General features: G+C 66.2%; 21 protein-coding genes and 1 other RNA gene. 10 read left to right on the forward strand and 12 right to left on the reverse strand.

From position 1 onward, the window contains the following. Window positions 1–36 precede the first annotated feature (36 nt). Window positions 37–459 (forward strand): RrF2 family transcriptional regulator, encoded by a 423-nt coding sequence (locus tag AMB_RS06700; RefSeq protein ID WP_011383728.1) that lies wholly within the window; start codon window positions 37–39, stop codon window positions 457–459. Between the two features lie 75 nt (window positions 460–534). Next, complete coding sequence (locus AMB_RS06705) at window positions 535–1,317, forward strand: response regulator transcription factor (protein ID WP_011383729.1); 783 nt, start codon at window positions 535–537, stop codon at window positions 1,315–1,317. 276 nt (window positions 1,318–1,593) lie between these two features. Here the strand turns inward: AMB_RS06705 and AMB_RS06710 are convergent, their stop codons facing one another. After that, complete coding sequence (locus AMB_RS06710; protein ID WP_011383730.1) at window positions 1,594–3,051, reverse strand: NAD-dependent succinate-semialdehyde dehydrogenase; 1,458 nt, start codon at window positions 3,049–3,051, stop codon at window positions 1,594–1,596. Window positions 3,052–3,118: 67 nt separating this feature from the next. Between AMB_RS06710 and AMB_RS06715 the strand changes: the two genes are divergently transcribed. Continuing rightward, window positions 3,119–3,955, forward strand: a complete 837-nt coding sequence (locus tag AMB_RS06715; protein WP_043743648.1) for an alpha/beta fold hydrolase — start codon at window positions 3,119–3,121, stop codon at window positions 3,953–3,955. A 181-nt stretch (window positions 3,956–4,136) separates the two neighbouring features. Here AMB_RS06715 and AMB_RS06720 read toward each other — a convergent pair whose 3' ends face one another. From AMB_RS06720 to AMB_RS06745, 6 genes are all read right to left on the reverse strand, one after another. Further along, window positions 4,137–4,823 (reverse strand): methyltransferase domain-containing protein, encoded by a 687-nt coding sequence (locus tag AMB_RS06720; RefSeq protein WP_011383732.1) that lies wholly within the window; start codon window positions 4,821–4,823, stop codon window positions 4,137–4,139. A gap of 4 nt (window positions 4,824–4,827) precedes the next feature. Then, on the reverse strand, window positions 4,828–5,811 hold the full coding sequence (gene dctP, locus AMB_RS06725) for a TRAP transporter substrate-binding protein DctP (RefSeq protein ID WP_231849006.1): 984 nt from the start codon (window positions 5,809–5,811) through the stop codon (window positions 4,828–4,830). Between the two features lie 98 nt (window positions 5,812–5,909). Further along, window positions 5,910–7,268, reverse strand: coding sequence for an ABC transporter ATP-binding protein (locus tag AMB_RS06730; RefSeq protein ID WP_011383734.1), 1,359 nt, complete (start codon window positions 7,266–7,268; stop codon window positions 5,910–5,912). Between the two features lie 11 nt (window positions 7,269–7,279). Next, complete coding sequence (locus AMB_RS06735; protein WP_011383735.1) at window positions 7,280–9,019, reverse strand: ABC transporter permease; 1,740 nt, start codon at window positions 9,017–9,019, stop codon at window positions 7,280–7,282. 102 nt (window positions 9,020–9,121) lie between these two features. Continuing rightward, window positions 9,122–9,613, reverse strand: a complete 492-nt coding sequence (locus tag AMB_RS06740; protein WP_043743651.1) for a dihydrofolate reductase — start codon at window positions 9,611–9,613, stop codon at window positions 9,122–9,124. A 103-nt stretch (window positions 9,614–9,716) separates the two neighbouring features. Continuing rightward, window positions 9,717–10,511 (reverse strand): thymidylate synthase, encoded by a 795-nt coding sequence (locus AMB_RS06745; protein ID WP_043743655.1) that lies wholly within the window; start codon window positions 10,509–10,511, stop codon window positions 9,717–9,719. 161 nt (window positions 10,512–10,672) lie between these two features. On the opposite strand from AMB_RS06745, the gene AMB_RS25020 reads away from it, so the two are divergent. From AMB_RS25020 to AMB_RS06770, 6 genes are all read left to right on the forward strand, one after another. Continuing rightward, complete coding sequence (locus AMB_RS25020) at window positions 10,673–11,860, forward strand: GGDEF domain-containing protein (protein WP_011383738.1); 1,188 nt, start codon at window positions 10,673–10,675, stop codon at window positions 11,858–11,860. Then, window positions 11,829–12,150: a transfer-messenger RNA gene (ssrA, locus tag AMB_RS23725) on the forward strand. Before AMB_RS25020 ends, ssrA begins: the two co-directional genes overlap by 32 nt. A gap of 149 nt (window positions 12,151–12,299) precedes the next feature. After that, on the forward strand, window positions 12,300–12,803 hold the full coding sequence (locus AMB_RS06755) for an SspB family protein (protein ID WP_011383740.1): 504 nt from the start codon (window positions 12,300–12,302) through the stop codon (window positions 12,801–12,803). A gap of 129 nt (window positions 12,804–12,932) precedes the next feature. Then, complete coding sequence (locus tag AMB_RS06760) at window positions 12,933–14,549, forward strand: fumarate hydratase (protein ID WP_011383741.1); 1,617 nt, start codon at window positions 12,933–12,935, stop codon at window positions 14,547–14,549. A gap of 124 nt (window positions 14,550–14,673) precedes the next feature. Further along, on the forward strand, window positions 14,674–15,042 hold the full coding sequence (locus tag AMB_RS06765) for a TfoX/Sxy family protein (RefSeq protein ID WP_043743657.1): 369 nt from the start codon (window positions 14,674–14,676) through the stop codon (window positions 15,040–15,042). Window positions 15,043–15,089: 47 nt separating this feature from the next. Further along, a complete protein-coding gene (locus AMB_RS06770) occupies window positions 15,090–15,545 on the forward strand; it encodes a DUF983 domain-containing protein (RefSeq protein ID WP_050750651.1) in 456 nt (151 codons plus the stop codon). Window positions 15,546–15,850: 305 nt separating this feature from the next. Here the strand turns inward: AMB_RS06770 and AMB_RS26890 are convergent, their stop codons facing one another. Together AMB_RS26890 and AMB_RS06775 are read right to left on the reverse strand one after the other, a co-directional pair. After that, window positions 15,851–16,006: a winged helix-turn-helix domain-containing protein gene (locus AMB_RS26890; RefSeq protein ID WP_322095842.1), complete on the reverse strand. Its 156-nt coding sequence runs from the start codon at window positions 16,004–16,006 to the stop codon at window positions 15,851–15,853. Between the two features lie 11 nt (window positions 16,007–16,017). Beyond that, entirely contained in the window at window positions 16,018–16,554 is a 537-nt protein-coding gene (locus AMB_RS06775) for a response regulator (RefSeq protein WP_011383745.1), read from the reverse strand. Between the two features lie 154 nt (window positions 16,555–16,708). Here AMB_RS06775 and AMB_RS06780 point away from each other — a divergent pair, with 154 nt between their 5' ends. Then, window positions 16,709–17,758, forward strand: a complete 1,050-nt coding sequence (locus AMB_RS06780; protein ID WP_011383746.1) for a sensor histidine kinase — start codon at window positions 16,709–16,711, stop codon at window positions 17,756–17,758. Between the two features lie 485 nt (window positions 17,759–18,243). Here AMB_RS06780 and AMB_RS06785 read toward each other — a convergent pair whose 3' ends face one another. The 3 genes from AMB_RS06785 to AMB_RS06795 form a co-directional block, all read right to left on the reverse strand. Then, the gene (locus AMB_RS06785; protein WP_011383748.1) at window positions 18,244–18,795 is read right to left on the reverse strand and encodes a hypothetical protein; all 552 of its coding nucleotides are present in this window, start codon (window positions 18,793–18,795) and stop codon (window positions 18,244–18,246) included. Window positions 18,796–18,806: 11 nt separating this feature from the next. After that, window positions 18,807–19,142, reverse strand: a complete 336-nt coding sequence (locus tag AMB_RS06790; RefSeq protein WP_011383749.1) for a DUF2794 domain-containing protein — start codon at window positions 19,140–19,142, stop codon at window positions 18,807–18,809. Window positions 19,143–19,220: 78 nt separating this feature from the next. Beyond that, complete coding sequence (locus AMB_RS06795; protein WP_011383750.1) at window positions 19,221–19,601, reverse strand: hypothetical protein; 381 nt, start codon at window positions 19,599–19,601, stop codon at window positions 19,221–19,223. Window positions 19,602–19,628: the final 27 nt, after the last annotated feature.

Consider the following 19,628-nt stretch of genomic DNA (forward strand, 5'->3'; position numbering starts at 1 on the left):
TCGGTTCACCCAAATTTAATGTGGATATGCGCCGCCATGCGTCTCACCCTGCATACCGATTACGCCCTGCGTGTCCTCGTCCATGTGGGACGGCATGACGGCGACCTGGTCACCATCAACGAAATCGCCGAATGCTACGGCATTTCCAAGAACCACCTGACCAAGGTGGTGCATCAGCTGGGGCGTTCGGGGTACCTGGAGACGGTGCGGGGCAAGTATGGCGGCGTCCGCCTGCTGCGCCAGCCCGAGGACGTCAAGCTGGGCGAGTTCATCCGCGAGACCGAGGAGGATTTCGCCCTGGTCCGCTGCATGCGCTGCGACACCCCCGACGAATGCCGGCTGAATGCCGGCTGCATCGCCCGTGACGCCCTGTCCTCGGGGCTGTCGGCCTTCTTCAAGGTGCTGGACGGCTATACCCTGGCCGACATGCTGGAGCACGAGCGCCAGGCGGCCGAGTAGTCTTTCCCTACGGATGGGTTTTCTCTTTATTGCATCTGGTGTATCCCTTTGCGGGCATCGAGTCTTGGGGGGAACATGGCCGCGTTTGATACCGCCGACAATGAAAACGAACTCCGGGTCATCAACGAGTTCCTGGAGGAATTGCGCGACACCGCCAGCCAGCTTCAGGTGCTGGTGGGCAATATGCGCTCCAAGAGCATTGGCGCCGCCGAGGGTCTCGCCACCCTGAAGCGCGAGGCCAGCAACCTGCGCAGCCATGCCCAGGGTCTCAGCCTGCCCATGATCAAGCTGATCACCCATCGCTTCGACGAGTATGTGGGCGAGTTAAAGGAAGCCGGCCCCTCCGAGCTGGAGGAGATTCAGGTCTTCGTCGACAAGATCGAGAAGCTAGCCGACGGCGAGCAGATTTCCGAAGCCGATGCTCCCGCCGTGGTCCGCGCCCTGCCGGCCAAGCGCACGGCCGACATCGATTTCGGCAAGATCGAGAAGAAGAACGTCGAGATCCTGCTGGTGGTGCCGGAAAAGGCCATGTCGCGCATCGTCGAGCGCGAGCTGGCGGCCTGCGGCTATCGCACCTCGACCATCCGCGACGGCTTTGCCGCCATGGAGACCGTGGTCCGGACCCGTCCCGACATGGTGATCGCCTCCATGGAGCTGGGCCTGCTGTCCGGCGTCGATCTGGGCTGTGCCCTGGGCTCCATGCCGGTGACCGAGGGCATTCCCTTCGCCCTGTTCACCAGCTACGAATGGGGCAATCCCAAGCTGAAGGGCCTGCCGCCCCGCGCCTCGCTGATCCGCAAGGGACCCAAGTTCGGCGACGATCTGGCCGAGAGCCTGTCGCGGTTCAATATTACCTGACAGAGATTGGGGGATCGGGAAGCACAGCTTCTCGATCCCTTCAGTTTTTTATAAAAAGACTGGTGGCTCGGAGGCTGTGCCTCCGAACGGGTCAGGGCGGTCGCCCTGCCGGGAAGCGGGGGTTTTCCGCGTCCTCGCCTAGACCATCGAGCGTCAAATATGACGCACGATGGTCTAGGCTTATGTTCGTCCCTCGCCGGGCGGGCGCTCTCGCGCCCTTGGCCGCGGCCTCAATGGCCGCTTGAGCATCCTGCGTCAGATTTAACGCAGGATGCTCTAAATCCCGCCCATGCACAGATACTTGACCTCGAGGAAGTCCTCGATGCCGTATTTGGAGCCCTCGCGGCCCAGGCCGGATTCCTTGACGCCGCCGAAGGGCGCCACTTCGGTGGAGATCAGGCCTTCGTTGATGCCGACGATACCGTATTCCAGGGCACGCGACACCCGCCAGACCCGGCCGACGTCGCGGGAATAGAAATAGGCGGCCAGCCCGAATTCCGTGTCGTTGGCCATGCGCACCGCCTCCTCTTCCGTCTTGAAGCGGAACAGCGGCGCCACCGGGCCAAAGGTCTCCTCGCGGGCCGGGGCCATGTCGGGGGTGACGTCGGCCAGGATGGTGGGCTCGAAGAAGGTGCCGCCGCGGGCGTGGCGCTTGCCGCCCATCACCACCCGCGCCCCCTTGGCCACCGCATCGGCGATGTGGCGTTCGACCTTTCGCACCGCCTCTTCATTGATCAGCGGACCTTGCTGGAAGTCGCCTTCCAGGCCGGGGCCGACCTTCAGCGCGGCCACCGCCTCGGCCAGCCTGGCGGTGAAGGCGTCGTAGATGCCGTCCTGAACCAGCAGGCGGTTGGCGCAGACGCAGGTCTGGCCGGTGTTGCGGTATTTGGACGCCATGGCGCCGGCCACCGCCGCATCCAGGTCGGCGTCGTCGAAGACCATGAAGGGGGCATTGCCGCCCAGTTCCAGCGACAGCTTCTTCACCGTGGCGGCGCATTGGGCCATCAGCAGCTTGCCCACCTCGGTGGAGCCGGTGAAGGAGAGCTTGCGCACCTTGGGATTGGCGGTCAGCTCAAAGCCCACCGCCTTGGGGTCGCCGGCGGTGATCACGTTGAACACCCCCGGCGGGAAGCCGGCCCGCTCGGCCAGTTCGGCCAGGGCCAGGGCGGAGAGCGGCGTGTCCTCGGCCGGCTTGACCACCACGGGACAGCCGGCGGCCAGGGCCGGCGCGCATTTGCGGGTGATCATGGCCAGGGGGAAATTCCAGGGCGTGATGGCGGCCACCACGCCGATGGGTTCCTTGACCACGACGATGCGGCGGCCGGGCATGTGTTCGGGGATGGTGTCGCCATAGACCCGCTTGGCCTCCTCGGCGAACCATTCCACGAAGGAGGCGCCATAGGCCACCTCGCCCTTGGCCTCGGCCAGGGGCTTGCCCTGCTCGGCGGTCATCAGCTTCGCCAGATCGTTCTGGGCGGCCATGATCAGCTCGAACCAGCGGCGCAGGACGGCGGAGCGCTCCTTGGCGGTCTTGGCCTTCCACGGGCCCCAGGCCCGGTCGGCGGCCTCGATGGCCTGCCTCGTCTCGGCGGCGCCCATGGCGGGAACGCGGATGATCAGCGATCCGTCGGCGGGATTGGTGACGGCAAGGCGTTCACCCGATTGGGCCGCGACCCACGAGCCGTTAATATAGGCGTGATCACGAAGCAGGGCAGAATCGGAAAGGTCAAGCATGGCATCCATCCAAGCCGGGGGCGCAACAAGGTATACTCAGCCGCTTCACAACGCAAAGGGGGGCGCCATGACCCTGCCCCGGTCCCGCTACCTCTCCGTCATGGGACGGGAGTTCCACCTCACCGAATGGGGGGATGACGCCGCGCCAGCCCTGATCATGTGGCATGGCCTGGCCCGCACCGGGCGCGACTTCGACACCCTGGCGGCCCATTTCAGCGACCGCTACCGGGTGATCTGCCCCGATACCCTGGGGCGCGGCCTGTCGGGATGGTCGCGGGCGCCCCGGCGGGACTACACCCTGGACACCTATATGCGGCATGCGGTGGCCCTTCTCGAAGCCCTGGGCATCGAACGCCTGGACTGGATCGGAACCTCCATGGGCGGCGCCCTGGGCATGCTGCTGGCGGCCGGGCCCTTGAAGGGGCGGATGACCCGGCTGGTGATGAACGATATCGGCCCCGCCCTCAATCCCGTGGCGGTGGAGCGCATCCGCGCCTATCTGGCCCAGCATCCCAGCTTTCGCACCATGACCGAGTTCGAGGCCTTCGTGCGCCAGGTCTACAAACCCTACGGCTTCCAGACCGACGCCGAATGGCGCCGCATGACCGAGACTTCGGCCCGGCGGCGGGGCGACGGACGCATCACGCCCCATTATGATCCGGCGGTCATGCGGGTCTTCGCGGAAACAGCCGGCGATTACGAGGTCTGGGCCGAATACGACAAGGTGGAATGCCCGACCCTGGTGCTGCGCGGTGTCGATTCGGACCTGCTACTGCCCGAGGTGGCCGACGAGATGACCCGGCGCGGTCCCCGGGCCCGGCTGGTCACGGTCCCCGGCTGCGGCCATGCCCCGGCACTCAACGTGCCGGAGCAGATCGCGGTGCTGGAGGAGTTTCTAGACTGACCGGTCTGTCATCATGGGCGCGAGTCCCACGTCGCTCGGGATAAGGGCGCCGAGCCCTTGACGTAACGTGTCATCCCGAGCGAAGTCGAGGGATCTCGTCCTGGCATGGCTTTTCAGAACCGGCACCGCCATATCAGGCGGAGATCCCTCGGCTTCACCTCGGGATGACAGGGTGATGGGCTCACCCCTTCTGGGGCTCGATCCGCAATCCGGTCAGCAGGAAGACGTCGCGGGGGGTGAGCGGCGCCTCGGCGGCGAGGCGCCCGCCGGCCACCGCCTCGGGCTGCGGGCGCTTGCGGATGACGAACTCGATGGCCGCCTCGCCCACCGGGGTCAGGGTCTGGTCGAAGCGGGGCAGCCGATGGCGGAAGCTGCCGTCCAGGGCCTCGATGCGGCGGATGTCGGCCTGGATGCCCAGGGAGGGCAGGGCCTCCAGCAGATTGACCGAGACCGGGCTCCAGGATTTCGGCTTGAACAGGGTGAAGGTCCAGCGGTGCTCGGGGTTATGGCGCGACGGCCAGTAGCCCTGTTCGTACATGTCCTCATCGGGGACCAGCACCACCATGTGGCCGCCGGGCTTCAGCACCCGCAGCCAGTGGCGCAGCGCTTCCACCGGCGAGGCCATCTTCTGCAGGACGAAGGTGGCGTGCACGAAGTCGAAACTGGCATCGGCAAGCCCGGTCAGGTGCTGAAGGTCGCCATCGGCCACGTCCCAGACCTTGGTCGCGGTGATGCTGGGAAACAGCTCGCCATAAAGGGCCAGGGGATCGGCGGCGCCGCCGATGTCCAGGCCCTGGCCGACCAGATAGCGGGTGATGAATTCGGGGGTGCGCGCCCGGCGGGCGACGGATTTGCTGGTCTCCTTCACCGGATCACTCCACGGCCTGTATCTTGTCGAGGATGTCGCCGCCGCCCGGCACATGGTCGCGGAACGACTTCCAGGCAGTGCGCCGCGCCAGCTTGCGCCAGGCGTCGAAGGCGTCGAAATCCAGTTTGACCACGTCCACTCCCGCGGCGATGAAATTGCCGGCCAGGCGCCGCTCCAGCAGCGACAGGGAGACGGCCAGATTGGCGGCGGCTTCGGCGGCGGCGGCGTGCAGTGCCTGTCGCCGGGCTTCGTCCAAGGTGTCGTAGCGGCGCTTGGACACCATGATCGGCTCGTAGAGATACCACAGGGCACCCGCATCGCCCGGGACCATCAGGCAGGCGAACTTGCGCTCCATGTGGAGTGACAGCAAGGTGGCGGCCGAGGTATTGGCGATGTCGATCAGGTCGTTGCTGACCAGGGTGCCCAGCGAGTCCGAGGTGACGACCGGAACCGGCACGGCCCCGGCCCCCGCCCAGAACTCGCCCATGAAGCGGCCGATGGTCCGGGCCCGCAGGCCCTTGGCGTCGGCGGGGGTCTGGACGCAGCGCTGCCGGCTGGCATAGGCGCCGGGAATCCAGGAATCGGCCAGGATGACCACGCCGGCGGCTTCCATCTGGTGCTTGAGATCGCGCATGGCGGGCGAGGCGGCGATGCGCTCGGCATGGGGGCGGCTGCGCACCATGGTCGGCAGGGACAGCACCGCCAGTTGGGGCATGCGGTCCAACAGATAGTCGGACGGCATGAACGCCATGTCGATATTGCCGCTGGTCAGGGCGCCCCACTGGTCGCCGGGACGCAGCAGGGAGGCCGAGGCATAAAGGCGGATGGTGATCCCCTGGGCCTCCATGGCCCGGGCGATGCTCCGCATGGCGTCGTCGCGCATGTCTCCCGGCGGGAATTGATAGGAGGCGATCCAGGTCTCGGCCCCGGCATGGGAGACGGGGCGCACGGACACGACCGCGAGCGCGGCCATAACGGCAGCGGTCATCAGCCTCAGTCCATGCCTCAGAATGCGTCCCAGCAAAGCGCCGCCGCCCCCGATGATCCCCCGGGTGACAGTGCACCACGTTCGCGGGCTTTGGGCAACTATTCCCGAAGGCCGGACTCGTCGCGGGCCTCTTCCTCGGCCTCCATCTCCTCGACCACTTCCTCGGGCAGCATCAGCACGCCGGCATTGTAGTCGTAGTCGAAGATCTCGGCGTAGCGGCCCCAGGTGATGGTGGTCTCCAGCACGCGCTCGGCCTCGTCGTCGGTGAGGTAATCCTGCAATTCCTGCAAGAAGCGGTCTTCCGGGGCGCGATGGTCCTTGCGCTCGTCCAGCACCCGGCGGATATGGGCGGCCAAGGGGATGTGCTTGACCAGGGCCTCGGCGAACAGGTCCTTGCGCACCGCGTCATCGGCCTCGACGAAGGCCTGGCCGGCGGGGGTGACGAAGATGTCGCCCGCCGCGATGCGGGCCAGCCCCAGGACGCGCAGGCCTTCGAACAGGTGGAAGAGCTGGTCGTCCTCCAGCTCGGTCTCCTCGGCCAGTTGCGGCAGGTCGGCGCGGCCGTTGAACGGCGCCTCGGCCACGGTTTCCAGCAGGCCGGCCATCTTGCCCGGCGTGGTGTCGGGCAGGCGGTAGCCCAGGGTCAACTGCTCGGCCGCCCCCAATCCGCCGCCCCGGACGTTGGCGGTCATCAGGGTGTAGACCTCGTCGACGATCTGGCGGAAGGCGGCGGATTCCGTGTCGCGCGGCCGGGGCAGGTTGACGCGGATCTCGGCCCGCACCCGCCCGGGGTCGGAGGAGAATACCAGGACGCGGTCGGCCATGGACACCGCCTCCTCGATATTGTGGGAGACCAGCAGAATGCCCTTGGTGGGGATCTTGCGCTCGTCCCACAGTTCCAGAAGGTCTTCCCGCAGCGTCTCCGAGGTCAGCACGTCCAGCGCCGAGAACGGCTCGTCCAGCAGCAGCACGTCGGGCCGCATCACCAGGGCGCGGGCGAAGCCGACGCGCTGACGCATGCCGCCCGACAATTCCTTGGGATAGGCGCTTTCATAGCCGCCCAGGCCGATCAGGTCGATGGCCTCGTTGGCGCGCTCTTCGCGCTCGGCCTTGGCCACGCCCGCCGCCTCCAGGCCCAGTTCCACGTTCTCTTCCACCGTCAGCCAGGGAAACAGGGCGAAAGACTGGAACACCATGGAGATGCCCTTGGCCGGGCCGGTCATCAGGTGGCCGCGATACTTGACCTCGCCGCCATTGGCCTTGATCAGCCCGGCCATGATGCGCAAAAGCGTGGACTTGCCCGAGCCCGACTTGCCCAGCAGGGCGACGATCTCGCCCTCTTCCAGCTTGAAGTCGACGCCTTCCAGCACGGTGCGTTCCCGCCGGTCGGGCGTGAGAAAGGTCTTGCGCACGCCGCGCAGGTCGAGAAGGGCGGTGGAGGTGGTGATGTCGGCCATGACCCTGTCCTCTAATCCAGACGCAGCCGGTCGGCCGCCAGCATGTAAAGGCGCCGCCACAAAAAGCGGTTGAAGCCCATCACGAACAGGCACATCACGGCGATGCCCAGCGCGATGCGCGGAAAGTCGCCGTCGGCGGTGGCGCGTGCAATGTACGAGCCCAGCCCCACGGCCTCCAACTTGGTATCGCCCCAGCTGACCAGCTCGGAGACGATGGAGGCGTTCCACGACCCGCCCGAGGCGGTCACCGCCCCGGTGACGTAGGACGGGAAGATGGCCGGCAGGATGAACTTCTTCCAGCGCAGCCAGCCCGACAGGCCCAGATTGCCCGCCGCATCCTTCATGTCCTGGGGAATGGCCGAGGCCCCGGCGATGACGTTGAACAGGATGTACCACTGGGTGCCCAGGATCATCAGCGGGCTGGTCCACACGTCCACATTGGCGTCGAAATGGACGATCAGCACCACGGCCACCGGGAACATCAGGTTGGCGGGGAAGGCGGCCAGGAACTGGGCCACCCATTGGACGTTCTGGGCCACCAGCGGCCGCTGGCCGATCCATACGCCCACCGGCACCCAGATCAGCGAGGCCAGCGAGATCAGCACCACCACCCGCAGCGCGGTGGTCAGGCCGTAAAGCAGCACCTGCCATACTTCCCACAGGCCGATGGCCCCATGGATGAACAGCCCCACTTCGACCAGGGCGCCCAAGGCCGCCAGGATCAGCAGCCCGTCCCAGACCCGTTCGGCCCAGGAGGGCAGGGTCACCATGCGGATCGGCGCGTGGTGGAACAGGGTGGTTTCCTCGCGCTGGCGCAGCAGGAAGGTGAAACGGTCCCAGGCCGCCGACGGCAGGCGGGCGAGGTAGCGGAACAGGCGTCCGCGCTGCATCAGGGTCAGCAGCCAGGATTCCGGCTGCTGCTCGCCCGGTGCCGAATCCACCTTGAACTTGTCGGCCCAGGCCACCAGCGGGCGGAACATCAGCTGGTCGTAGATCATGATGCCGGCCAGCACCGCCAGCATGGCCCAGCCGATGGCCGCCAGGTTCTCCTCGGCGATGGCCAGGGCGATGTACGAGCCCACGCCCGGCAGGGCGATGCTCTGGCCCGACACCGAGATGGCTTCGGACGCCACCACGAAGAACCAGCCGCCCGACACGCTCATCATCATGTTCCACACCAGGCCGGGCATGGCCCAAGGCAGCTCCAGGCGCCAGAAGCGTTGCCACGGCGACAGATGGAACATCTCCGAGGCTTCGATCAGGTCGTTGGGCACCGTCTTCAGCGAGGAATACAGGCTGAACGTCATGTTCCAGGCCTGGGAGGTGAAGATGGCGAAGATGGCCGCGCATTCCACCCCCAGCAGATTGCCGGGGAACAGGGCGATGAAGCCGGTCACCGTGATGGACAGGAAGCCTAGGATGGGGATCGACTGCAAGATGTCGAGAATGGGGATCAGCACCTTCTCCAGCGCCGGCACCTTGGCGGCCAGGGAGGCGTAGATCAGGGTGAAGATCAGCGAGGCCAGCAGGGCGGCGGCCATGCGCAACGCGCTGCGCAGCAGGTAATAGGGCAGACCGGCCGGGTCCAGGGACAGGGCGAGCTTCTCACCCACGTCATAGGGCGTGGTCATCTGGGCGCCGCCATAGGCCAGCAGGGCCAGCAGCGCGAAGATGATCGGTATGATCGCCAGATCCCAGAAATTGGGCTTGAGTTCTGGCGCCACCGCGACTGTGGGAAGGCTCCAACGCATTCCGGCCGTTCCGGTTCGGGTTGAGTGCGCCCCTCATAGCCTGCCCGCCTTGCCTTTGTCGAGCAGGGAAACCTTTACAAGACGGTGACTGTCAGGTTGCGGTCAGGCCCGGTCGAGAATCACGAAGTCGAAGGCCGGGTCGCCCTCGTTGCGGCGCCGCGAAACTTCATGCCAGAGGCCGCGCTCGAAGGCGGGAAACATCGTGTCGCCCTCATAGGCGCGGGCGATCTCGGTCAGATACAGGCGCCGGGCTCCGGGCAGGGCCTCGGCGAACAGGCTGTTGCCGCCGATCACCATCAGCTCCGCCGCCTCGGGCGCCAGCCGGGCCGCCAGGGCCAGGGCTTCGTCCAGGGAATGGGCGGTATGCGCCCCCTCGGCCCGCCACCCGGTCTGGCGCGTCACCACGATGTTGGGGCGCTTGGGGAGAGGGCGGCCGATGGACTCCCAGGTCTTGCGGCCCATGATCACCGGCTTGCCCAGGGTGTTCTCCTTGAACCACTTCAGGTCCTCGGGAATATGCCAGGGCAGGGCGTTGTCCTTGCCGATCACCCCGTTGGCGGCCACGGCGACGATGAGGGCGACGGAGGGGGTCATTGCTTGTCCCTCAATCGCCGGGCGGGCTTGTACCAAGCCCTTGGCTCCCGCCGCATAAGCGGCGGCGCGCTTCGCGCTTGCCTCCTCGCTCCGCTCGTCGGACTCATACCGCCACCGGTGCGGCGATGTGGGCGTGGCACTGGTAGTCCACCACTTTGATGTCGTCCATGGTGAAGGCGAACAGGTCCTTCACCTCGGGATTGAGCTCCAGCCGGGGCAGCGGCAGGGGGGCGCGCGACAATTGCAGCGCCGCCTGCTCCATGTGGTTGGAATAGAGGTGCGCATCGCCGAAGGTGTGGACGAAGGCGCCGACCTCGAGGCCCGTCACCTGCGCCACCATGTGGGTCAGCAGGGCGTAGGAGGCGATGTTGAACGGCACGCCCAGGAACACGTCCGCCGAGCGCTGGTAAAGCTGGCACGACAGCTTTCCGTCCGCCACGTAGAACTGGAACAGGCAGTGGCAGGGCGGCAGGGCCATGGACTCGATATCGGCCGGGTTCCAGGCCGAGACGATCAGGCGCCGCGAATCCGGGGATTTGCGGATCATCTCCACCACCTGGGTGATCTGATCCACGGTGCTGCCGTCGGGGCAGGCCCAGGACCGCCATTGCTTGCCGTAGACCGGGCCGAGATCGCCATTGGCGTCGGCCCATTCGTCCCAGATGGAGACCTTGTTGTCCTTCAGCCAGCCGATATTGGTGTCGCCCCGCAGAAACCACAGCAGCTCGACGAAGATGGACCGGGTGTGGAGCTTCTTGGTGGTCACCAGGGGAAACCCCCGGCTGAGGTCGAAGCGCATCTGGTGGCCGAACACGCTGGTGGTGCCGGTGCCGGTACGGTCGGTCTTGGTCACGCCTTCGGCTTGAATGCGCCGCAGCAGGTCCAGGTACTGATGCAAGGGGTGAACCTCCGGATTTGGGGCGGCCGGCACTGTACCAGCCCGGCCGACCGGGACGCAATGTCGGGTCCCCGCCTTCTTTCGCCACGGGCCGTCACGTCTTGGTCGGAGACAAGGAAGGAAAACAAACTTAAGATATAAGTGGGCGAAAGGAGTGCCGCGTGGGTTTCGACACCAAGACGTTATGGATCACCCTGGCCATCAGCAATCTGGTGTTCGGCGCCCTGATGCTGGTTTACGCCGGTCAGGGAGGCAGCCGGGGGACGTTGCGCAGTTGGGCTTCGGCGCAGGTGTTCAAGGGGCTGGCCATCGCGCTGATCCTGGTCAAGCCGGCCATTCCCCATCCCTGGGGCTTTTCCGGCAATCTGCTCTATCTCGCCGGGCATGCCTTGGAACTGGCGGCGTTTCTTGCCTATGCCGGGCAGGGGCGGCGAATTCGCGCGGCCGGTCTGGTCTTTGCCGGCCTGGCGGCGGCCTATCTGGCCGGAATCGCCGCCGGGGCGGCGGCCAATGTCCTGGCGGTGCTGTTCTCGTCCAGTCTGTTCGTCCTGTACGGATTGAGCGCCATGGCCCTGTGGTCGTCGCGCCGTCGCCGGTCGCCGGTCCAGGTTCTGCTGGTGGTCAGCAACGGGCTGATCGCCCTGACCGCCCTGGCCCGCATCGGGCTGGCCTGGTCCAGCCCCGCCTGGGATCCGCAGAGCGCCGCCCTGGCCAATCAGGCCATGTTCCTGCTGGGCTACGTCTTCTCGCTGTGCGACGGCTTCAGCTTTCTGCTGCTGGTCAAGGAGGATGCCGACCGTTCGCTGCTGCGCATGGCGACCATCGACCAGTTGACCGGCATTCCCAACCGCGCCCATTTCCTCGATCTGGCCGAGGACCGGCGGCGGCTGTGCCTGCGGTCGGGCCAGGCCGTCTCGGTGGTGATGATGGACGTGGACTATTTCAAGCGGGTCAACGACGAGTTCGGCCACTCCGCGGGGGACGAGGTGCTGCGCCGTGTCGGCTGCGCCCTGCGCGAGCATCTGCGCGATGTGGACGTCTTTGGCCGGCTGGGGGGCGAGGAATTCGCCATTGTGCTGCCGGGCACCTCGCTGGCGGCGGCCGTTCCGGTGGCCGACCGTCTGCGCGCCATTCTGGCCGGATTGGAGGTGGAGACCGCCAAGGGGACGACCCGAATCACGGTCAGCATGGGCATCGCCGACCTGGGCGGCGGACGGTCCCTGGAACTGGCCATGTCCGAGGCCGACGGGCGGCTGTACCGCGCCAAGGCCGCCGGGCGCAACAAGGTGGTGGCTGTTTCCGAAACAATTCCCGACAAGGCTGGCGCTTCCGATCGGGCCGCTTTATAGTGGGGATGCCGGGCGACCGGCTATGACGCTAAACGCCACACGGAATAGACGTTACGGACCCGGGGGCGGTACCCGGCGCCTCCACCAAATTTCCCGGCCCAGGACGCGGGCCGGAACATCGGGGGCGAAACAGGATCGACGTGCGCAGTAAAGGTCTGGTTTGCGTTCGGCATGATACCACCGTTATCGGGTCAATCCTAACAAGTGCCAACGACAACGTTGAACTTGCCGCTGCGGCTTAACCCGTAAGCGCGGTCCGGGGGGAACCGGGCAACAGAACTCCCCCCACTTTTCCGGGTTCCGATGACACCCGTCGTCGGAACGCGGCTAGGCCCAAAGGGCCGCGCGGCTTATGCCGCGGGAGCCAAGCACGCGGAGGCGTGCGCCCGGCGCCTGAGGGGCGTCGGCAAGTGATACGCGAGGATGGGGTTTTTCGCCGGTGGAAGAACTGCGTTACGACAAGATGGTGGAAGAGGCTCTGCGCGGCGTTGTGCGCGATTCGCTGCATTTTGCCGCTGAACACGGCCTGCCGGGCGAGCATCACTTCTACATCACCTTTCGCCCCCACCACCCCGATGTGGGGATGAGCGACCACCTGAAGGCGCGCCATCCCGACGAGATGACCATCGTGCTGCAGCACCAGTTCTGGGATCTCAACGTCACCGAGGACGGCTTTTCCGTGACCCTGTCGTTCTCGGGCAAGCCGGAGACCATGGTGATCCCCTTCTCGGCGGTGACCGGCTTCGCCGATCCTTCCGCCAAGTTCGGCCTGCAGTTCCAGGCCATTCCCGGCGATGACGACGACGACGACGACATGGAGATCGACGAGTTCGATCCCCAGCCGCCGCGCGGCGCCGCGTCCGCCAAGGACGACGAGCCCGAGCCCCAGCCCCCGGGCGGCGACGGCAACGTGGTGGCGCTGGACAAGTTCCGCAAGAAGTGAGTTTCAAGGGCTGCTGCTTCCGGCCGCCCTTGACGTTGCCGCCAAAAAGGTGTTTGACCTGACTCCGCCGTTCCACCCCTGAAGGGTAGGGCGGCGCTACCCGTTTCATTCAGACCGAGGTCGCCGGCCATGTCCGATTTCGCCTTCCACGAGCTGTTCCCCCTGTCCCATGACGACACCCCTTACCGCAAGATCACCGCGGAGGGCGTGGGGACCGCCAGCTTCAACGGCCAGAGTGTGGTCACGGTGGCCCCCGAGGCGATCACGGCCCTGACCAAGGAAGCCATCAAGGACACCTCGCACCTGTTGCGCCCCGCCCATCTGCAGCAGCTCCGGAACATCCTCGACGATGCCGGCTCGTCGCCCAACGACCGCTTCGTGGCCTATGACCTCTTAAAGAACGCCTGCATCGCCTCGGGCGGCGTGCTGCCCATGTGCCAGGACACCGGCACCGCCATCGTCATGGGCAAGAAGGGCCAGCGGGTGTGGACCGGCGGCAATGACGAGGCCGCCATCTCCAAGGGCGTGCAGGAGGCCTATACCGAGCTGAACCTGCGCTATTCCCAGACCGCGCCTCTCGACATGTACGAAGAGGTCAACACCGGCACCAATCTGCCGGCCCAGATCGACCTCTACGCCACCGAGGGCGAGGCCTACAAGTTCATGTTCATGGCCAAGGGCGGCGGTTCGGCCAACAAGACCTTCCTGTATCAGCAGACCAAGGCGCTGTTGAACCCCAAGTCGTTGCTGTCCTTCCTGGACGCCCAGATCCGCACCTTGGGGACCTCGGCCTGCCCGCCCTATCACCTGGCCATCGTCATCGGCGGCCTGTCTGCCGAGATGTGCCTGAAGACGGTCAAGCTGGCCTCGGCCAAGTACCTGGACTCGCTGCCCACCGCCGGCAACAAGTTCGGCCAGGCCTTCCGCGACCTGGAGCTGGAGCAGATCGTCCTCAAGATGACCCAGGACATGGGCATCGGCGCCCAGTTCGGTGGCAAGTACTTCTGCCATGACGTGCGCGTCATCCGCCTGCCGCGCCACGGCGCCTCGTGCCCGGTGGCCATCGGCGTGTCCTGCTCGGCCGACCGCCAGATCCTCGGCAAGATCACCAAGGACGGTGTTTATGTGGAGGCCATGGAAAAGGACCCGGCCAAGTACCTGCCCGACGTGGACCCCTCCAAGCTGGCGGGCGAGGTGGTCAAGATCGACCTCAACCGTCCCATGGACGAGATCCGCAAGACCCTGTCCCAATACCCGGTGAAGACCCGCGTGTCGCTCACCGGGCCCATGATCGTGGCGCGCGACATCGCCCACGCCAAGCTCAAGGAGCGACTGGACCGTGGCGAAGGCCTGCCCGAGTATTTCAAGCAGATGGGCGTTTACTATGCCGGCCCTGCCAAGACGCCGTCCAATTTCGCTTCGGGTTCGTTTGGCCCGACCACGGCGGGGCGCATGGATTCCTATGTGGATCAGTTCCAGGCCGCGGGCGGTTCCATGCTGATGATCGCCAAGGGCAACCGCTCCAAGGCGGTGACCGAGGCCTGCAAGAAGCATGGCGGCTTCTACCTGGGCTCCATCGGCGGCGCCGCCGCCCGTCTGGCCCAGGATTGCATCAAGAAGGTCGAGGTCATCGAGTACCCCGAACTGGGTATGGAAGCCATCTGGCGCATCGAAGTGGTCGACTTCCCCGCCTTCATCGTCGTCGATGACAAGGGCAACGACTTCTTCGCCGAGTTCGCTCACTGAGGTTTGGGGCGGTGGCCGGTCCGCTGACGCGGATGGGCTGCCGCCCTGGCCCGCCTGGAGCGATGCTCCAGACCTCCTTGTCGTTTGCCAGACCTCCTTGTCGTTTGAATGGGGGCGAACCGTCGTGTCCCGCCAATTCGCCGATCACGTCTGCGACATGCTGTCCCCCCTCGGGTCGGTGACGGCACGGGCCATGTTCGGGGGCTTCGGCGTCTATCTCGACGGGCTGATGTTCGGCCTGATCGCCTGGGACACCCTGTTCCTTAAGGCCGACGACCGCAACCGCCCCATGTTCGAGGAGGCTGGGGCCGGGCCGTTCAAGCCATGGGAGGACAAGCCCATGGCCATGCCCTATTGGGAAGTCCCCGCCGATATCATGGAGGAGGGGGCCGAACTGTGCGCCTGGGGGCGCGCCGCCTTTGACGCGGCGCTCAGGACCCGCAAGCCCAAGAAAGTGGCCAAGACTCTTTCCGCTGGCAAACGCCCGCGCTGAGGCTCACTCTGTTGCAGAGTGCGTCTTATTCGCAAAGGGCATTGCCCATGCCTCATCGCCTTCGCGTTCCCGTCTGCAAGCCCGCCCCGCCGCCGGCCGACCTGCCCCCGGAGGAGGGGGGCGGGCGCCCCATCGCCCTGTCCATCTGGCGCGGCGCCCGGCGGCTGTGTCCCCGATGTGGGGTGGGGATGATCATGGAAGGGTATCTCGGCATCCGGGCGGCCTGCCCCCATTGCGGCGAGCGCCTGGGCCATATCCGGGCCGATGACGGCCCGGCCTATTTCACCGTTCTGGTCGCCGGCCATGTGGTGGTGCCGCTGACCCTGGCCGCCGAGCAAGCCTGGCATCCACCTCTGGAGGTCCAGATGGTGGTGGCGCTCAGCGGGCTGGGACTGCTGATCTGGCGGCTGCTGCCCCGCATGAAGGGGGCGGTGCTGGGCTTGATGTGGGCGCACGGCCTCAAGGGCGACGAAGTCCAGGGCGACGTGGAGCGTCACGGGTAAGACAAATCCCGATGAGCTAAACTCATGGGGATTTGGTTAGGCCCAAAGGGCCGCGCCGCTTATGCGGCGGGAGGCAAGGGCGCTCGCGCCCGCCCGCCCGCCGATTGAGGGCGATCCTGATGATCGGTTGAGATCATCGGGATCTGGTATAAGACGGGGCTGCCGCCTCCCGTTCTCGGTGAGATGGGCCCCGCTTGGAGACCATGTCTCCAAACCTCTCTTTTATTCGTTCATAAAATCAAAAGGGGGGGCGGGGTTCTCCCCGGTGGGTTTGGGCAAAGCCCAATTGCCAAGCCAAGTGATCCTCAGTTGGCGACCAGCCGATATCCGACGCCGTGCACGGTCAGGATGATGGCCGGGTGGCGGGAATCCGCCTCGATCTTGCGGCGCAGGCGGCCGACCAGCACGTCGATGGTGCGGTCGATGACCGCCTCGCCGTCATGCTGGGTGAGATCGAGCAACTGGTCACGGGTCAGCGCCCGCCCGGCATTGCGGGCCAGGCGGCCAGCACGTCGAACTCGCCGCGGGTGAGGCGCACCAGTTCGCCGGTGGGCGAGGTCAGCTGGCGGGCGTCGCAATCCAGGCGCCAGCCGGCGAAGGAATGGATGCCGGTGGCCGAGCGCTCGGCGGCCATGGTGGGGGCGACGCGGCGCTGCAGGTTGCGCACCCGCACGGCCAGTTCTCGGGGATTGAACGGCTTGGTGATGTAGTCGTCGGCACCGATCTCCAGGCCGACGATGCGGTCGGTCTCGTCCTGACGGGCGGTGACCAGGATGATGCCCACCGACGACTTGGCGCGCAGCTCGCGGGCCAGGATCAGGCCGCTCTCATCGGGAAGGTTGATGTCGAGCAGCACCACGTCGGGCACCGTCTTGGAGACGATGGCCTTCATGTCCTTGGCGTCAGCGGCTTCGCTGACCTGGAACCCTTCCCCCGTCAGATACGCGGCAAGCTTTGCGCGGGTAACGGGTTCATCCTCGACGATCAAGACGTGTGCTTTTGTCGACACTGCATTCTCCGGCCGACGCCCCGGCTAGTATTCATCACCCGTTTACAGGGTATTGCCGCACAATTCAATCACTGCCGTAATTCCATTGTGAAGTTGCGCCTATAAAAGCTCCACTGGTTTTCCCGCCCAGGGCTGGCGGGATGGAGGGGATGCGGTGTCTCGGCATATTCCAATCATCGGGCGTCTGGACGACGGGGCGGGCTTTGGCCGTGCCTCCGCCGTAATCGGCGCCATGGTGTTGGTGCTGTTCTGGCTGAGCCTGGGATTCGACAACGGCATCGAGCGGCAATTTTCCTCGGTTCCGGCGGCGCCGGCCGTCGATGGCGGCCGGGTGGGAAGCCTGCTGGTGGCGGTGCTGGGCCCCCTGGGTGGCGGCGTGCTGCTCCTGCTTCTGGTCCAGGTGGTCTGCTGGCAGCGGCGGACGGCCGAACGTCTACGCCTCAAGGAGGTCGAACTGACCGAGCAGCGCGACAGGCTACGCCGCTACGTCGCCGACCTGGAGCGAATCGCCGACGTGGCCGCCCATGATCTTCAGGAACCGCTGCGCCGCATGGTGTCGTACTCCCAATTGCTGGCCAGTCATGATCAGGCCGGCTGCGACGATGAGGTTCGGGACTATGTCGGTCACGTGGTCGATGGCGCCCGGCGCATGCGGGCGCTGGTCAGCGGCCTTCGCGAATTCGTGGCGGTGGACTCTCTGCCGCGGACCGGCGAGGTCAGCTCGGCCTGGGTCGCCATGACGGTGGCCCGCCAGCGCCTGGCCGACAAGTTGGCCGATGCGGGAGTGACCCTGGTGGTGGACCCGTTGCCCGAGGTGGAGGCCGATCCGGCGTCGCTGGTGGAGATCTTCGTCCAGTTGCTCGACAACGCGGCGCGGTATCGCGCGCCCGGCCGGCGGCCGGTGGTCCATGTCTCGGTGGTGCGCGACGGCGACATGGCCAAGTTCCAGGTGTGCGACAACGGAATGGGCATCGATCCGGCCCGGGTCGTCCGCATGTTCGAGATTTTCTACCGTCCTCATGGTGGCGACGGCCGGGCGGCTCCCGGCGTGGGCACCGGCCTGGCGGTGGTCCGCCGCCTGGTGGAACGCCTTGGCGGCGCCGTGTGGGTCGAATCGGAAAACGGCGTGGGAAGCACGTTCGGCTTCAGCTTGCGGCTGGGGCTGTCCCTGCCGGACCGGGGGAGAGAAGACAAGGCCGCCTGAGCGGCGGATACAATTGAGGTGGCGACGCCGTCCGGCGCCGCTTCCTCGGTGGCACGGTCAGCTTGCGGCCATCCCCGAACCCCAAGGCCGCGGGCAGGATCGTAAGAGGAGGGGGCGCCCCCAACGTCCCCTCCTCGCAGCCACTGAAACTCAAGAGACGTTCCTTCGCGGCCATCCCCGAACCCCAAGGCCGCGAGGGGGCTTGGAGAGGGAGCGGCCCCCAAACGCTCCCTCTCCTTCATTCCACCACAGTGGTTTTAACAGGCTGCGGAAAAGCCCCGCTTCGCGGCAGGGCTACCGCCCTGACCCGTTCGGAGGCACAGCCTCCGAACCACCAGTTTTTCAAGAAACTGAAGGGTCCGGGAAGCTACGCTTCCCGGTTGGGAGACCGGGGGCGAAAGCCCCTGCGGTGACGCTTTTCCACTGCCTGGTAAACCGGACGGCCGTGGGCTTGATCCGGCCTTCCATGATACGAGCCGGCGGGATCAGTCGGTCCGGCCGGGAAGCTCGGCGGCGGGGGGCAGGTGAGCCCCTGCGATCCGGTTGAGATGGCTCTTGAGCCTGAGAAGGGTGGCGACAAGTTCCATCCTTGCCTCTTTCTGCTGGGCATCCGAGGTCTTCGGGCTGGGAATGGTGGTCAGGCAGGCCAGCGCCTCCCGCGCCGCCAGGCGGATGTCGGTCTCGCCCCTGCGCGCCAGCTCGTCAATGGCCGCGATCTGCCCCTTGGGGTCCGTCTGGAAATCGTTGCGCAGAAAAAGCTCGGAATTGTTGTCGTCGTGATGAATGTAGGCGTGAAGCCCGGCATCATGGGCGCTGAGCTCGTTCAGCAAGATCATGACGAACCAGCCCAGGGTGATCTCGGTCAGATTGATGCCGCGCCGGGTCTTTTGCAGAAAGGTCTCCACCTTTTCCACGTCGGACAGCATGTCCTGGCGGAATTCCTCGCGCTCCTCGGGGCTGAACTCCGGCGGCGGCGGCGGCGGGGCGGCGCAGCCGAGCAGAACGGCGACCATCAGGAGGGCGACGACACGACGCATGGAGCGGGCTCCTAGGGCCTGAGGGGGCGGGGCGCCCGCTCAAGGGCGGCCAGGGCGCCGCTCAGGGTGGGAAAACGCGAAACGACGCGGCCCGATCTTGCCACGCTCCAGCAGGAGCCCCGGGTGCCGGGAGCCGATTTGGTGACCGTATACAAAGGGCGTTCCTGGGCGTGACGGAAGACCGAGAAGACGGCGCCGTCCGGCAGGACGTCAATGGCATAGTCGCGCCACTCGCCGCAGGCCACGCGGGTGGCATAGAGTGTCAGCAATTGGGTAATCTCGCCCCGCTCGAAGTGAACGAAGCCGGCTTCCCCCCGGTATTCCGCCATCCGGATCAATGTTGCCATCGGCCACCCCGCCGGTCCTGTATCCTTCGATACTGTCGCGCAGCGACGTTTGTCTGTCGAGGGTTTTACGCCGCCCGGTCAGCGAACCGGAGTCGAAGCGGGAACGAAGCCGATCAGACGGTCGTTGCCTTCGTTGTAGGGCTGGGAATAGCAGGTGGGCCGGGCCAGGGTGCTGTAGCAATAGACCTGGGCCGGCGGGGACGGGCGGTCGGGCCAGTCCCGGCAATAGCCTTCGCCGCGCTCGGCCCGCGGGCTCGAGCAATCCTTGCCGGTGATCCAGCCGATGACATGATCGCCCATGGTCTTGTGGGTATTGATCAGGCTGAGCGCTTCCAGCTGCATGAAGGTATAGGAATTGGGCAGCGGACGCGGCCCGGGATTGATCGAGCCTCTCTCGCCGATCCAGGCGCAGCCGGCGACCGCCAGGACTCCCAATATTGCAAGAACGCGCCCGATCATTTCTATGATCCTGCTAAGCCATTGAGC

The sequence above is a fragment of the Paramagnetospirillum magneticum AMB-1 genome (assembly GCF_000009985.1).
GTDB lineage: Bacteria > Pseudomonadota > Alphaproteobacteria > Rhodospirillales > Magnetospirillaceae > Phaeospirillum > Phaeospirillum magneticum.